A 15,476-nucleotide genomic window follows, 5' to 3' on the forward strand; every position below is an offset into this window, starting at 1 on the left:
CGTTTTATTCTTGCAACATCGAAGTCACAGTAGCCGGAGCGGATTTGATATAATGGGAAAAATCCAATTTCAACGAGCCAGGTTCTCCATGTCCAAGTCTTATTTAATTGCCCCTTCTATTTTGTCTGCTGACTTTGCCCGTCTAGGCGAAGAAGTCGAGAACGTGTTGGACGCAGGTGCAGACGTTGTCCATTTTGATGTTATGGATAACCATTACGTGCCGAATCTGACTTTTGGTGCTGGCGTGTGTAAGGCTTTGAAAAAATATAGCATCAAAGCACCCATTGATGTGCATTTGATGGTTAAGCCGGTAGATCGCATGATCGGGGATTTTCTCGAAGCGGGTGCCGACATCATTACTTTCCATCCGGAAGCTTCTGATCATATTGACCGTTCTTTACAGTTGATCAAGTCGGGTGGTGCCAAAGCGGGCTTGGTATTTAATCCGGCAACGCCACTGCATTATCTGGACTATGTACTGGATAAAGTCGATCAAATCCTGCTCATGAGTGTAAACCCGGGCTTTGGTGGACAGAAATTTATTCCAATGACTTTGGATAAATTGCGTCAGGCACGTCAACTGATCGATGCTTCAGGTCGTGATATTCGTCTGGAAGTCGATGGTGGTGTTACGCCGAGTAATATTCGTGAAATTGCTGAAGCGGGCGCCGATATGTTTGTGGCAGGTTCAGCTATTTTTGGCAAGCCAGATTATAAAGCTGTGATTGATGAAATGCGTGCAGAGTTAGCCAGAGTAGGGCAGATTCAACTCTAATCGCTAAAACATCAGATGCGCATAAATATGTGGATAACTTTATGGATAAGTGTGTAGATATCTATGTTGATAACCATATGGATATGTTGCATAAAATGTAATCATTTGTACCGTGGTTGATTGCAATTTAGACAATATTTGTATAAAAAGAACTCAAATTGGGTTCTTTTTATTACATATAACCCTTATGTTTGGTGGTTATTTGTTAATCAAGAGTTAATAATTCAACCAAGTAAAAAATGATCAATCTCTCACGAATTTATGTTTAATCATGTAATTTATCCCTAAAATGTTTGAATTTAATTAATGTGTATAACTTAACATTCTGAGCAACTCTCATTTAATTGTTATTAATTCAACTGCCCGAGTATGGAACTATACTAACTTACCATTTTTAGTCTCTACCATAACCAGAGCAGATAAGAATGTCGTGAAGACTTGAGTAAGACAAAGTTAATTTGTATCTCTAAAAGGCATGTTTTGTAACAATGACCACATTGTTAGCACGCGAATTAATAAAATTTCTATATCTGGATATTGAGGAGGAACGACCTCCCTTGTGGATTGCAGTGCAAAATTTACAGGAAAAATCGTCAGGACGGCCTGATTCTTATATAAAAGGAGGAGGGCTGCATGGCCTGGATCGTACTTATTCTTGCAGGTATTTTTGAAATCGTTTGGGCTTATTCGATGAAGCTGTCTGAAGGTTTTACTCGTTTAACCCCCAGTATCATTACCATTGTTTTCATGGTGCTGAGTTTTGCTTTGCTGGCTTATGCGATGCGTACTTTGCCGCTAGGTACAGCCTATACGATCTGGACCGGGATTGGTGCAGTGGGTTCATTTCTCATCGGTATTTGGGTTCTGGGTGAACCTGCTTCTGCCTTGCGTATGCTGGCTGCTGTACTCATCATTTCCGGTCTGGTTTTGATGAAAGTATCCTCTTCATAATTTGTTTCTGTCTATCTCGGTGAACTGGGTTAATATAGAAAATGAACTATAGTGATTGGGACAGGGCGCCATCATGAACTTAAGTTATCTCTATATGGATTCTCCGGTAGGACAGTTACGACTGGTCGCGAATAAAACCGCGCTGGTAGCTGTGCTTTGGGATTGTGAACAGCCGAATCGGGTGAAACTGGCGCCCCTGGTTGAAAATCCGCAGCACCCGGTATTGATTGAAACCAGACGTCAGCTTCAGGAATATTTTGCTGGTCAGCGCAATGTTTTTGACCTGCCTTTGGACTTTGCCGGTACTGATTTTCAGAAAAAAGTCTGGCAGGCTCTACTGAATATTCCCTACGGACAAACACGAAGCTATCGCGACATTGCTGAACAGGTGGGTAATATCAAGGCGGTACGTGCCGTGGGTGCAGCCAATGGCAAAAACCCGATTTCGATTATTGCACCCTGTCATCGGGTGATTGGTCGCAGTGGCAAGCTGGTAGGATTTGCCGGTGGTTTGGATAAAAAAGAAATCCTATTAAATATTGAGCGAACGCATTAATATTTAAATACTTAAAATAAATGAAAATTAGAATATGGAGCATTCTACGATACAGCTATTAAGTCCACTCTGGTCCAGCTTAGGGTGGATTCTTCTGCTTTTCTTTGGCGTGATGATTTTTAAATTATTCAAGCCATTTTTAAAAGGGAAATTAGGAGAATTTGCGGTTGCTGCTCATGTCAAACTGTATTTAAAAGATCCTCAATATATTCTGCTCAATGATTTGACTCTTCCAGACGGAATGGGCGCGACCACGCAGATCGATCATCTGTTATTAAGTCCTTACGGAATATTTGTGATTGAGACCAAAAACTATAAAGGCTGGATATTTGGAAACGAGCGACAAAAAACCTGGACCCAGAAAATCTATAGAAACAGTTATAAATTTCAGAATCCGATTCATCAGAACTATAAGCACATCAAAGTATTGGAGCAGCTGTTAGCAGATATTTTGGAACCAGATCTATTGCATTTTGTGATTGTATTTATGCCGGATGCCGTGTTTAAAACCCCGATGCCAAATCATGTATTTCGGGGGGCAGGCTGGACCGACTATGTGAAAAGTTTTGATCAGCAGATGATTTCTGAAATGAAATTAAAACGGATACAACTGCGGCTAGAAAAAGAAGTTTTAGAAAAATCTTGGAAAACCAATCGGGATCACGTAGAAAGTTTAAAGCAGCGTAAGCAGTCATAAGCTTTTATGAGCCCATAAAAAAGCCTTTGAATGATTCAAAGGCTTTTGGGTTTTAAATATTTGAAGCTTTCAGTTTTTTGGTAATTTCGGCTAGAACTTTAATTCGTTTTACTTCATCCCATAATGCTTTGGCTTCAGGATAATGTTTCGACATCATGCCGAGCCATTGCTTGTAACGACCGACCATACCGATCTCAGTTTTGGCTGGGCCGTTGATAAAACGAATTTGCAGTTGCAGCAGTTCATTCCAGTTCATCAAAGGTGCATCCGAATTTTGACGGATACATTGGGTCAGGTCGGGTGTGGTTACTGCACCACGGCCAATCATCAGGTCTTCGCAACCAGATTCCAGACGGCAATGTTTGGCATCGGCATTGTTCCAGATTTCACCATTGGCGATCACATTGATCTTGAGTGCTTCACGAATCGGTTGTAGTTGGTCCCAGAATGCTGGCGGAGTGTAGCCATCGGCCTTAGTACGTGCATGTACCGTAACCCATGAAGCTCCTGCATCTTCAATGGCATGCGCATTTTCCAGCATAAAATTGCGGTCCATATAACCCAGACGCATTTTGGCGGAAACTGGAATATGCGCAGGAACGGCATCACGCACGGCTTTAACCAGCTCATGTACGACCTCGGGTTCATCTAAAAGGATTGAGCCGCCGCGATGACGATTCACGGTTTTGGCCGGACAACCAAAATTCATGTCAATTGCCGGTGCGCCCATGGCTGCCACTTTGGCGGCATTCACTGCCAGCATCTCCGGATTATTTCCCAGAAACTGCACATGTACCGGTGTACCTGCCGCCGTCTTGCCATCATTCAACAGTTCTGGACAGTATGTGTGATAAATATGGTCGGGCAGAATGGAATCGGTGACACGGATAAACTCGGTCACACACCAGTCAAAGCTACCTACGGATGTTAGTACATCACGCATAATCGGATCGGTTAAGCCTTCCATGGGAGCAAGCACAAGTTTCAACGGTGCACACCTGTAAATTTAAAACGGTGTTATACGTTTTTTTAGCCTGAATGTCCAGGTAGTCTAAATTTCACGCTTCATAAAGGGGAGAGAGGGTGAGAAGGGATTTAGGAGATATTAATAAAGCAGCTGTCTTCGGCACAATAAAATAATAGAGTTTTAAAGATGAATAGCTATATTGAAAAGAATCATAAATATATCAGGTGGCAGTATGGAACAGCCTCATTTCAAGGATCATTTCTCCCAGCAATCACAGGATTATGCCTTGTTTCGTCCGCATTATCCGGATGCATTGGGAAAGCTATTGGCAGAGCTATCACCAAGTACCAAATTGGCTGTAGATGTCGGCTGTGGTTCTGGACAGCTTTCAGAAGTTTTGGCGAATTACTTTGATCAGGTGATGGCGATTGATGCGAGTAGTGAACAGCTTGCCCAGGCCAAACCACATCCAAAAATTCAGTATGGTCAGGCATTCGCTGAAGAGATCCCGTGTGCTGACCAGAGTATTGATCTGATTTCAGTGGCTCAAGCAGCGCATTGGCTCGATCTGGAAAAATTCTACGCAGAAGTTCGCCGTATTGCCCGGCCCAATGTCATTCTGGCTTTAATTAGCTATGGCGTGTTCAGTGTGGATGAGCCGCATCTGAATCATTATTTTAAGCATTTTTATGAAGTCACGCTTGTACCGTACTGGCCGCCTGAACGTCGCCATGTAGATGAAGGATATAAAAATCTACCATTTCCATTTCAGGAAATTTCGATTGAGCCACCTGTATTAGAGGTTGAATGGAACTTTTATCAGTTAATAGGTTATATGAGTACCTGGTCAGCCGTGAAAGCTGCCACTAAAGCACTCGGACATAATCCACTGAACGTACTGGCAGATGCCTTATTGCCAGAATGGGAAGATCCAGAATTGCCTAGAGTGATTCGCTGGCCATTGTCGGTGCGTGTGGGGCGTATCACCGTTTAAAGAATATTCAAGCTAAAGCCTGTTTATTGGACAATGAATTGAATATTTCAAGGCTCAGAATTATCGCCCTAGAATCATTTCCAGCACAAATTTAGACCCAATAAAACCCAGTGCCAGCAAGCCAAAACCGAGCAGGGTAAAGCGCACGGCTTTCTGGCCACGCCAGCCAAACTTCCAGTGTCCGATTAATAGTGAACCATAAACCAGCCAGGAAATAATACTGAACGCAGTTTTATGTGCCAGATGCTGAGCAAAGAAATTGTCGATGGTAAAGAAGCCAAAGCCCAAAGCGAGGGTAAGTAAAACAAAACCGGTCATCAGCATATCAAACAGCAGTGATTCCATGTCTTGATAAGAGGGTAGCAAACTGACCCAAACCCGGCGTTTGTGCTTCTTTTTCAGCTCACGATCCTGAAAACGTAAAATTACAGCCTGAATGGTTGCCATGAGCAATACTGCATAAGCAGACAAAGACAAAATAATATGAATGTCCAAGCCTAGAGAGTTCTGAATAATAATTTTAGCTGGCTGGGTAAAGACAAAACCGAGGATCAAACCTGTGGCAGCCACTGGAATCCCGATCAGGTTCAGGGCAATAATCGGACGATAAGTACTGTAAATAATACTGAGCAGCAGCATCAAACCCGAGGTAAAAGAAAACAGGGAAAAGACATCATAATTGATGCCTAGCGGAGTATGCATATCACCATATAACACCAGTGCATGCAGGCTCAGTCCAAGCAGTGCAGTTAGCGAAACAAACCATTGATTAGGAGTACGTTTAGACATTAAATGAATGAACAGATACCAGAAAGAAGCGGTATAAGCGACTAATGCTAAGATCGTATAAACCAAGGGGAGGCTAACCATGTCAAACCTTTTTAAGGGTGATGAATATTCATTTATATAAATTCGCTGCGAACTACAGTATCCTATAGCATTCTATGCATAAATTTTCTATTTTAAGAAACAATTTTTTGCTCATGGCTATTTTAAGCGGATTTTGCAATGTTTGATACCTTAACAGAACGACTCACGCAGAGTTTAAGAAATGTTACTGGCTCAGGGCAGCTAACCGAAGACAATATTAAAGATACGTTACGTGAAGTGCGTATGGCGCTTCTTGAGGCCGATGTTGCGTTACCTGTAACTCGTGAATTCATCGCGAAAGTTAAGGAAGAAGCATTGGGCCAGGAAGTGATGACTCAGTTATCTCCTGGGCAGGCTTTTGTCAAAATCGTTCATGACGAATTGACCAAAATGATGGGCGAGGCCAATGAAAGCCTCGACCTCGCTGCAAAACCACCTGTGGTTGTCCTACTTGCAGGCTTGCAGGGTGCAGGTAAAACAACAACTGCAGCGAAACTTGCACGCTTCTTACAAGAACGTCAAAAGAAAAAAGTAGCGATGGTCTCTGCCGACGTATATCGTCCGGCTGCGATCAAACAACTACAGACTGTCGCGGGTGAAGTCGGTGCGATTTTCCTGGAATCCAGCGCAGACGAAAAACCAATTACGATTGTCAATCGTGCGATTGAACAGGCAAAAATCCAGTTTGCCGATGTGCTGATTGTCGATACGGCAGGCCGTTTGCATATCGATGATGACATGATGGGTGAAATCAAAGAGCTGCATGCTGCGATAAACCCGACTGAAACCCTGTTCGTGGTCGATGCCATGACCGGTCAGGATGCGGCAAACACCGCGAAAGCATTCAACGATGCCTTGCCTTTAACTGGTGTGATCCTGACCAAAACTGATGGTGATGCGCGCGGTGGTGCAGCGCTTTCAGTACGCGCGATTACCGGCAAGCCAATCAAATTCTTGGGTATGGGTGAGAAACTCGATGCCTTGGAGCCATTCCATCCTGAGCGTGTTGCACAGCGTATTCTCGGTATGGGTGATGTACTTTCTTTGGTCGAAGAACTTGAACGCAAGGTCGACAAAGAAAAAGCCGAAAAAATGGCGAAAAAACTGCAAAAAGGCGGCAGCTTCAACTTTGAAGACATGCTGATGCAGTTTGAGCAGATGAACAAAATGGGCGGCATGATGGGCTTCCTGGACAAACTTCCTGGCATGAGCAATGCCGGTCTGCAAGATGCGTTGGCGCAAGCCAATCCTGAAAAGCAGGTCAAGAAAATGGAAGCGATTATCCAGTCGATGACCCTGAAAGAGCGCCGTAATCCAGACTTGATGAACCCAAGCCGTAAAAAACGTATCGCAGCAGGTTGTGGTATGGAAGTGGCAGAAGTCAACAAGCTGATCAAGCAACATGCGCAGATGGCCAAGATGATGAAAAAATTTGCCAATCCATCCGGTATGGCAAAAATGATGAAATCACTCGGCGGTCTGCAGAAACAGTTTGGCGGCGGCGGTGGTATGGGACCATTGTTCGGCGGCAACGACAAGAAATAAGTTTTGTTTTAAAAAAGGCGCAATATGCGCCTTTTTTTTATTGCGAATAGATGGTCAAACTGGTTTAAACAAAACAACATTTACTTACCCAAAATAAAAATCTAATCAGGCAGACTCGGGAATATCAGCACAAAATAAAGAGAAATTTCAAATGAACCAAGTAATTGTCGTACATGGTTATACTGCAAGCCCGGAAGAAAACTGGTACCCATGGATTCAGGAAAAAGCCCAACAGGAAAATGTCAGTTTAAAAGTCCTCCGGCTGGATCCATCAACTACACCGACACTGGACACTTGGGATCAGCAAATGCGTGAACAGATTGATGCAATTGATGAGGACAGTATTTTTATTGCACATAGCTTGGGAACTGTAGCCGCATTACATTACCTATCCAGAGAATTAAAACAGCAGAAAATTCAGCAACTGGTATTGATCGCAGGATTTAATGGCCGGCTGGGTCGTCTGGATGAAGTAAACCCTTTTATTGATGCCGCGGATATCGATTTTGATTTACTCAAACAACAGGTTGCAGAGCGTGTGGTGATTTACTCCGAAGGAGATGACCGAGTTGCACCAGAATTTAGTCTGGAACAGGCGGACAGCCTGGATGCGATTGTGGTGAATGCCAAGCATCACGGACATTTTATTGATTCACAAGGCTGTACTGATCTGCCGGAGCTCTGGAAAGTAATCGAGCCTTATCTGATTAAATCTTAAATTTAGGCATGTTATTGTATTCGCTAAATTTTAAAACTCAACATGAGATGGTGTTCAAAAAGGTACTTGAATTCCATCTCCAGACTGTTTAAAACTGATTTTTATCGACGCCGTTTGCGTTCAATAATTATAAGTAATGCACTATGAAAAATATAATAAAAAAAGTCTATATCGTGCCGGATTATCAGGCGACCTCCAATGATCACTGGTACCCTTGGCTCAGTCGCCAGCTTAAAAATGCCGGTTTTGAGTCCAAGCGGATTATGCTGGCCAACCCTTTTCAGCCTGATTTAGAAGAGTGGCAGCAGAATCTGAAACTGCACATTCCGCACATGGATGAACATACCTTTTTAGTTGCACATGGCCTGAGTTGCGTCAGTGTTTTAAACTTTTTACAGGAACATTATATTCAGCAGCAACGCAAGATTGGCGGCATCATTCTGGTCTCAGCCTTTGATACACCCTTGGTGGCATGGTCAGAACTGAATAAAATACTGCAGGCTGTGCGACTTGATCTGAAAAACTTGCCCTATAGCTATAAACGTGCGGTGATGCTGATTTCCAGTAATGATCCCTATGTGCCTGCACCGATTTCCTTGCGTTTAGCCCATAGCTTGAATGCACAAATTTTTGAGATCAAAAAAGCCGGGCATTTTAATAAATCTGATGGCTTTTCCGAATTCCCTCAATTGCTGGATATTATCAAACAGTGTCTGGCAAATGAGCTGCAAAATGCTGCAGGCCTTTAAGTAAAAGATCAGGTTCAATCTGGGGATGGTGATGGCTGAGATGCTGCGCAAACAGTGGAGCATCTCCACCGGTTAAAACCAGCTGTGCTGGGAAATCATACAGGACTTTTTCAATGGTGCTGAGCAGGCCCAGCAGAATGCCATGATGTACAGCATCCAAGGTATTGCGGCCAGGATTAAGTTCAGAAAAAGCACCCTCCGGAATTTTAATGCCTTTGGTATTCTGAATCAGTGCATCGCGTTGCAAGTACAGATTCGGCAGAATAAATCCACCCAAATGTTGTTGTCCTTGCGCCAGATCAATGGTCAGTGCCGTACCACAACTAATTACACAGTAATTTTTATGCGCTTGAGTCGCCACTGCAAGTACCTGTAACCAGCGGTCAATGCCCAGCTGAGAAGGTTCATCATAGCCACAGATCAGACCAGCATATTCCGCCTGTACCTGAGCAAAAATCACTGGAATATGCAGACTTTCTAAAATGCTGAGAATACGCTCATTATTGATTTTATCCTGGACCGAGGATAGACCCACCTGATGCAAGCCCAGTGTTTTAAAATGCTGGATTAGGCCCAGTAATAAATCGGCAGGAGACTGTAAATGTAATTCCGCTGCCTGTTCAATAATCTGATCATGCTCGGTAATCCAGTATTTCAGCCTGGTATTGCCAATATCCAACCATAATTTTTTCATTGCTGTATGCCTGTTCATCCACCGTGTTGAAGGCGGAGCTGTCCCTGATAAAAAGTCTGGATTCCTTGATCGGTCAAAATCTTGACTGCACCATCATCCTGAATTCCGAGAAAAGTACCGGAATATTGCCCTTGCACATCGGTAAATTCAACTGTTTGTTGCATAAATGCAGCCGATCGATTGAAACGCGCCGCCAGATTTTGACTGCCATAATTAAACCATTGCCCGGCTTGTTGAATCGCCAGATATAACTGGGCAATCAGTTCGACTCTTGAGGTGCAGGATAAACCCAGCTCGCTCAGGGAACTGACCAGCTGGTCTGGAAGGTTGGTGGGCAGAGGATCAATATTTAGCCCGACCCCGACCACCACCTGCGTGGTTGAAACTGGCTCGACCAGAATACCCCCCCATTTTCCATGCAGGCTGTACAGGTCATTCGGCCATTTCACCTGTAATTCCAGGCCTTTTAGGCTTGGCATTTGCAAGATATTTAACGCAATTTCTAGCGCCAGACGACCATCAATGGGTTTTTGTGTATGCAGCAATGTGCTTAAATAGATGTTCCCTTCAGGTGATATCCACTGACGTTGACGCTGTCCACGGCCGTGGGTCTGCACATGACTGCATACCAGAACCTGCTGTACCCCTTTCGTTGCCAATTCGCGCACATCATCATTGGTCGATGTGGTAATCGGTTTGATGAGTAATACTTCCGGGAGTTGGCCTGCATCGCTTAATCGTTGTTGCAGTTCACGAGTTTCTACATCCATTTGAATCTAAACGTGGTAAATATCGTTATGGAGTTAATCATATATTTATTGATTGGTGCAATTGCCGGATTCGCCGCAGGCCTGTTTGGAGTCGGTGGAGGTCTGATCATTGTACCCATCCTCTACATTGTTTTTACCCAGCTTCAGTACGATCCTAGCGTGATTATGCATATGGCGGTGGGTACTTCCCTGGCGACGATTATTGTGACTTCTATCAGCTCGGTCATGGCACATCATCAACGAGGGGCAGTGCTGTGGCCTGTGTTTCGTAATCTGGCGCCAGGTCTGGTGATAGGGTCATTTGTGGGTGCGGGGATTGCCGATTATTTATCTGGTCGAGGTTTGCAATTGTTAATCGGGTTCTTTGCGGTCTGGGTAGCGTTTCGAATGTTTAAAGGTGCCAATATTCAGGTCGATCCAAACCAAAAATTACCTTCAACACCGCTGCAAATTGCTGCGGGTGGCGGGATCGGTGTGGCATCGGCCATTTTTGGAATTGGCGGGGGCAGTTTGACGGTCCCATTTCTGAATCGCTGTGGGGTTGTCATGCAAAAAGCAGTAGCGACCTCTGCCGCTTGTGGCTTGCCAATTGCAATCGCGGGTGCATTAGGTTTTATGTGGTTTGGTAAACAGGCGCAGGTCACCGTACCAAATACTATCGGTTATATTCATATTTATGCGTTTCTCGGTATCAGCACGATGAGCTTTTTCACTGCGAAACTGGGCGCAAAAGTGGCACATCTGCTTTCACCGGCTGTATTGAAAAAATGTTTTGCGGCCTTGCTGACTACCGTCGGCCTGTATTTTATTTATCAGGGTTTCATTGCCTGATTCAAATGTTCAGGTTAAATCAATGCGTCGCTGCAGGAGAATAGATCACTATTCTCCTTTTTTGTAAGTGGGAGTTGGCTATATAGACACAAGATTGTCTGACAATGTCAAAGTAATCATTAAAAAAAAGCCGTTTAATAGCAACATAGCCCAAATAAAGGGTTAAACCATTATTCATAAAAATAAACACAGGAACGGTATGCCATTAGAACAAGCGCAAAGTTTGTCTGAGCAGATTGCCAAGCATATTAGCGAACAAATTATTCGCGGTGAACTGGTCGAAGGCGAACGTATACAGGAACTTAGGATTGCCTCGGAGCTTGATGTCAGCCGGGGTTCGGTTCGTGAAGCACTGTTGTTGCTGGAACGCACCCAACTGATTGAAATTTTTCCACGCCGGGGAGCAATTGTTTCAGAAATGTCGGCCTTGCAGGTGCGTGCCTTATTTGACATGACCTCGTTATTGCTCGGGCAGATGGTGCATCGCATGGCGGAGACCTGGCGGGTGCATGAAGCTGAGCGCATTCAGCTATTATTAGAGCAATTAGAAGCAGAAACCCGCCAAGGACACACTGAAAAGTTTTATGATTTGATCTTTCAGGGCATGGCCCAGCAGCATGAGATGGTGGGGAATCCTTATCTGATGCGCTACTATCAGGAACTGCTGCCATCTTTACGTCGGAGCTATTTTCTGACCCTGAATATTTCCAGACGCGAGTTACAAGAATCTTTTGACTTATTTAAACTGGTCACTGAAGCAATTTTGATACGAAAAACCCATCAGGCCACTTTATTTATGGAAGATTTTTGTCGACACTTGCGCAACCTTGTGTTGGAATCTCTGACACGGATGAAACAAATTGAACTCGCGTGGGCCAGACGCTCACGACGTTAAATCAGGACATTATGCGTTTAAGCAGTTTAAAACTTTCAGGCTTTAAATCTTTTGCCGACAGTACCACCTTACATTTTAAAGATAATCGTACTGCGGTCGTGGGACCAAATGGTTGTGGTAAATCCAATGTCATTGATGCCATACGCTGGGTCATGGGCGAGTCCAGTGCGCGTCAGTTGCGTGGTGGCAGCATGCAGGATGTCATCTTTACCGGAACTGCCAAGCGTAAACCGGTCGGTATGGCCAGTGTGGAACTGCGCTTTGACAATACTTATGGCAAGCTCGGCGGTGCCTATAATGCCTATAATGAACTGGCGGTACGCCGGCAGGTCAACCGCGATGGCAAGTCCGAATATTTCCTGAATGGCAGCAAATGCCGTCGTCGTGATATTACCGATATTTTCCTTGGCACCGGTTTGGGTCCGCGTTCCTATGCGATTATCGAGCAGGGCATGATCAACCGTCTGGTGGATGCCAAGCCAGATGAAATGCGGGTTTATATCGAAGAAGCGGCTGGGGTATCGCGCTATCAGGCGCGTCGCCGTGAAACCATGCTGCATCTGGATCACACCACACAAAACCTGTCGCGTCTGGAAGATATTGCTTCTGAACTGAAATCCCAGCTAAAAACCCTGAAACGTCAGTCGGAAAGTGCGATTCAATATAAAGAACTGGAAGGGCAGATCCGTACGATCAAGATTGAAATTCTGTCTTTTCAATGTGAGCAGAGCCAGCGCTTACAGGAAGAATATACCCTTGAGATGAATACGCTCGGGGAAAAGTTTAAGCTGGTGCGTTCTGAACTGACTACCGTAGAACATGATTTAGGCAGTACCAGTGAACTGTTCCAGCGTCTGATTCAGCAATCCACCCCTTTGCAAAGCGAATGGCAACAGGCCGAGAAAAAACTGGCTGAACTGGAAATGACACTGCAGCAAAAGCAGTCTTTGCTGGAGCAGAATTCTACAAGTCTGGTTAAACTGGAACAGCAAAAAGCCCAGACCAAAGAGCGTTTGCAGTTGATTGAACTGCAACTCGATACTTTACAGCAGCAATTTGAAGATCAGCAGGCACAATTGCAGCAACAAGATGGCCAGAGTCAGACGCATAGTCAGAATCTGAGTGAGCTCAAATCCCAGCAGAGTACAATTACAGCGCAATTCGCACAGATTAAAACTCAGGTCGAACAGCAGCAACAGCGTAAATTGCAAATGCTGGCTCAAAGCGAGCAACTGGCAAAGAATATTGAACGGATTGAACAGCAGAAACAGACGCTACAACAGCAAAGCACACAGATTCAGCAACAGGCGCAGCAAGATGAGCTGGAGCAGTATCAGACAGATAAAGCCCAAGCTGAACAGCAAATCGTTGGCTATGAAATTCAATTAACAGATTTAAGAACTCAATTCGAGCAGATTCAGGAAGAGCAGGCGACCCAACAACAGCGCTTGATGCAGCTCAAATCTGAAATTCAGGTGCTACATTCAGAACAGAAAAACCTGAGCCAATTACTGACCAAAGCCAACCCGAATAGCAAGAGTGATGCGGTCCAGCTGATGCATGTACTTAAGCTCAATGATGCAGGCAAGGCACATGCCAGCCTGATCGAAAAGTTTCTGGCAAAATGGCTGTCTGCCCAGATTCTGGCTGAGGGCGAGTACTTCCTTGAAGATTGTGCGCGTCAGTTAAAGCAACAGGCTGTTCAGGATAAAATTCAGATTGCCGGTCTCCCATGTCTGGCAGACTGGATTGATGAGCCTCAATATTCACTCTGGCAACAGGTGGCTGTGACTGAGAACTTTAGACATGCTCTTGATTTGCAAACCCAACTAAGCGCAGGCCAGTCGATTTTAAGTCTGGATGGCTACCATGTCGGTGCAGACTGGGTCATTGCCCTGGATTATGATGAAGCCAGTCAGGCCGGACAAGGTGCTTTAAGCCATCGAATTCGACTGGATGAAATAGAGCAGCAGCTTGCGAAACTTGAACCTAAGTTTATGCAGCTGGAGCAGCAGTTACCTGAACTCACCGATCAGGTTAAAACTTTGCAAAGCCAGATTCAGAGTATCAGCGAGCAGCAGAAACAAGCTCAAAAACAGCTGCAGCAGCTCGATGTCAAGATTGCCAAAGTACAAAGCAGTGCGCAGGCTTTCGCATTGCAAAAGCAGCAATTACAGCATCAGCTGCAACAACTGGATGAGCAGCTTGAAGAAGATGCCATGCAAAAAGACGATCTGGAAATTGATCTGCATGCCCTGAATCTAAAGCTGGAACAGGCTTTACCGAATTATAAAACCCTGCAATTTCAGCTAGAAGAATTGAGTGCTCAGTTAGATGACTCGCAGCAGCTTAGCCAGCAAGCGCAGCAGGAACTGGAATTGCTACGCCGTCAATGTGTGCAAAGCCAGCAGCAGATCGAATTACTGGAAAAAGATCAGGTATTCCTGAAAGAACAGTTTCAGCAAATTACTGCACAAATCGAACAGGCCAAGAAATTTGTCGATCCGGTACAGCTAGAATTGCCTGCTTTACAGAGTCAGTTTAATGAACAGGCGCAGATCACTGAAAAGCTGCAAAAGACCTGGGCCGACTGGCAGGTTGAATTAAATCAGGTGCAGAGCAAGCAGCAGCAGCTGACCGAACAGCGTCACAGCTTCCAGCAGCAGGATGAACAGCTGCGTAGTGAGCTGGAAGCCAAACGTTTAGCTTGGCAGGCAGCCAAATCTGATTTGCAGCATTATTCAGAACAGCTGAAAGAACTGAACCATGATGTCATTAGCGGCTTAAATATTGATATTAAAGCCCATCAGGCGAAGCTGGAAAAAGCCCAAACCCAGTTCGATAAACTCGGCGCAGTCAATCTGGCGGCTTCTGAAGAATATGAAGAAGTATCAAAACGTTACGAGGAACTGAGTCACCAGATGCAGGATCTGGAAAATACGGTTGAACAGCTACAGGCTGCGATGAAAAGTATTGATCAGGAAACCCGTAAACTGTTTATGCACACGTTTGATCAGGTCAATGCCGAGCTGCAAAACCTGTTTCCGAAAGTATTTGAGGGCGGTGAAGCGAGTTTAAGTCTTGAAGATGGATGGCAATCGGGTGTAAAACTAATGGCCCGACCACCAGGCAAGCGTAACAGTTCACTCGCGTTACTTTCTGGCGGGGAAAAGGCTTTAACTGCCTTGGCATTGGTCTTCGCAATTTTCCGCTTAAATCCGGCACCATTTTGTGTACTGGATGAAGTCGATGCACCCCTGGATGATGCCAATGTGGGACGTTTTTGTAATTTAGTCAAAGAGCTTTCTGAACAAGTGCAATTTATTTATATTACCCATAACAAACTTGCAATGATGATGGCGACTGATCTTTTAGGTGTAACCATGCCTGAACCGGGAACCTCAAAATTAGTGACAGTAAATTTGGAACAGGCAAAAGAATACGGCTTAGCTGCGGAGGTATAA

At 44.6% G+C, this 15,476-nt stretch carries 15 protein-coding genes; 11 read left to right on the plus strand and 4 right to left on the minus strand.

Features of this window, described 5'->3' with window-relative positions; translation table 11 throughout:
• The first annotated feature begins 88 nt into the window (after positions 1–88).
• From rpe to VXQ92_RS09235, 4 genes are all read left to right on the plus strand, one after another.
• Complete coding sequence (rpe, locus tag VXQ92_RS09220; RefSeq protein ID WP_416681185.1) at positions 89–775, plus strand: ribulose-phosphate 3-epimerase; 687 nt, start codon at positions 89–91, stop codon at positions 773–775.
• Positions 776–1,408: 633 nt separating this feature from the next.
• The gene (gene sugE / locus VXQ92_RS09225) at positions 1,409–1,726 is read left to right on the plus strand and encodes a quaternary ammonium compound efflux SMR transporter SugE (protein ID WP_064101815.1); all 318 of its coding nucleotides are present in this window, start codon (positions 1,409–1,411) and stop codon (positions 1,724–1,726) included.
• Between the two features lie 73 nt (positions 1,727–1,799).
• Positions 1,800–2,282: a methylated-DNA--[protein]-cysteine S-methyltransferase gene (locus VXQ92_RS09230; RefSeq protein WP_416681186.1), complete on the plus strand. Its 483-nt coding sequence runs from the start codon at positions 1,800–1,802 to the stop codon at positions 2,280–2,282.
• A 34-nt stretch (positions 2,283–2,316) separates the two neighbouring features.
• A complete protein-coding gene (locus tag VXQ92_RS09235; RefSeq protein ID WP_064101813.1) occupies positions 2,317–2,979 on the plus strand; it encodes a nuclease-related domain-containing protein in 663 nt (220 codons plus the stop codon).
• 52 nt (positions 2,980–3,031) lie between these two features.
• On the opposite strand, the gene VXQ92_RS09240 is transcribed toward VXQ92_RS09235, so the two are convergent.
• The gene (locus tag VXQ92_RS09240) at positions 3,032–3,967 is read right to left on the minus strand and encodes a tRNA-dihydrouridine synthase (RefSeq protein ID WP_416681187.1); all 936 of its coding nucleotides are present in this window, start codon (positions 3,965–3,967) and stop codon (positions 3,032–3,034) included.
• Between the two features lie 211 nt (positions 3,968–4,178).
• On the opposite strand from VXQ92_RS09240, the gene VXQ92_RS09245 reads away from it, so the two are divergent.
• On the plus strand, positions 4,179–4,940 hold the full coding sequence (locus VXQ92_RS09245) for a class I SAM-dependent methyltransferase (protein ID WP_416681188.1): 762 nt from the start codon (positions 4,179–4,181) through the stop codon (positions 4,938–4,940).
• Between the two features lie 60 nt (positions 4,941–5,000).
• On the opposite strand, the gene VXQ92_RS09250 is transcribed toward VXQ92_RS09245, so the two are convergent.
• A complete protein-coding gene (locus tag VXQ92_RS09250) occupies positions 5,001–5,810 on the minus strand; it encodes a cytochrome C assembly family protein (RefSeq protein WP_064097021.1) in 810 nt (269 codons plus the stop codon).
• 138 nt (positions 5,811–5,948) lie between these two features.
• Between VXQ92_RS09250 and ffh the strand changes: the two genes are divergently transcribed.
• The 3 genes from ffh (at position 5,949) to VXQ92_RS09265 (ending at position 8,822) form a co-directional block, all read left to right on the plus strand.
• Positions 5,949–7,355 carry a signal recognition particle protein gene (ffh, locus tag VXQ92_RS09255; RefSeq protein WP_005247147.1) on the plus strand — a complete coding sequence of 469 codons (1,407 nt, stop codon included), beginning with the start codon at positions 5,949–5,951 and terminating at the stop codon, positions 7,353–7,355.
• 151 nt (positions 7,356–7,506) lie between these two features.
• Positions 7,507–8,073, plus strand: coding sequence for an RBBP9/YdeN family alpha/beta hydrolase (locus tag VXQ92_RS09260; protein ID WP_064097019.1), 567 nt, complete (start codon positions 7,507–7,509; stop codon positions 8,071–8,073).
• A 143-nt stretch (positions 8,074–8,216) separates the two neighbouring features.
• A complete protein-coding gene (locus VXQ92_RS09265) occupies positions 8,217–8,822 on the plus strand; it encodes an RBBP9/YdeN family alpha/beta hydrolase (RefSeq protein ID WP_416681189.1) in 606 nt (201 codons plus the stop codon).
• On the opposite strand, the gene VXQ92_RS09270 is transcribed toward VXQ92_RS09265, so the two are convergent.
• Together VXQ92_RS09270 and VXQ92_RS09275 are read right to left on the minus strand one after the other, a co-directional pair.
• Positions 8,776–9,516, minus strand: a complete 741-nt coding sequence (locus VXQ92_RS09270; protein ID WP_416681190.1) for a type III pantothenate kinase — start codon at positions 9,514–9,516, stop codon at positions 8,776–8,778. The genes VXQ92_RS09265 and VXQ92_RS09270 overlap by 47 nt on opposite strands.
• Positions 9,517–9,530: 14 nt before the next feature.
• Positions 9,531–10,286, minus strand: a complete 756-nt coding sequence (locus VXQ92_RS09275) for a biotin--[acetyl-CoA-carboxylase] ligase (RefSeq protein ID WP_416681191.1) — start codon at positions 10,284–10,286, stop codon at positions 9,531–9,533.
• A gap of 27 nt (positions 10,287–10,313) precedes the next feature.
• On the opposite strand from VXQ92_RS09275, the gene VXQ92_RS09280 reads away from it, so the two are divergent.
• The 3 genes from VXQ92_RS09280 to smc all read left to right on the plus strand — a co-directional run bounded on the left by VXQ92_RS09280 (position 10,314) and on the right by smc (position 15,476).
• Positions 10,314–11,117: a sulfite exporter TauE/SafE family protein gene (locus tag VXQ92_RS09280; protein ID WP_416681193.1), complete on the plus strand. Its 804-nt coding sequence runs from the start codon at positions 10,314–10,316 to the stop codon at positions 11,115–11,117.
• A 199-nt stretch (positions 11,118–11,316) separates the two neighbouring features.
• Positions 11,317–12,012, plus strand: coding sequence for a GntR family transcriptional regulator (locus VXQ92_RS09285; RefSeq protein WP_144724252.1), 696 nt, complete (start codon positions 11,317–11,319; stop codon positions 12,010–12,012).
• Positions 12,013–12,023: 11 nt separating this feature from the next.
• Entirely contained in the window at positions 12,024–15,476 is a 3,453-nt protein-coding gene (smc, locus tag VXQ92_RS09290; protein WP_416681259.1) for a chromosome segregation protein SMC, read from the plus strand.

This window comes from Acinetobacter sp. 228 (assembly GCF_048147885.1).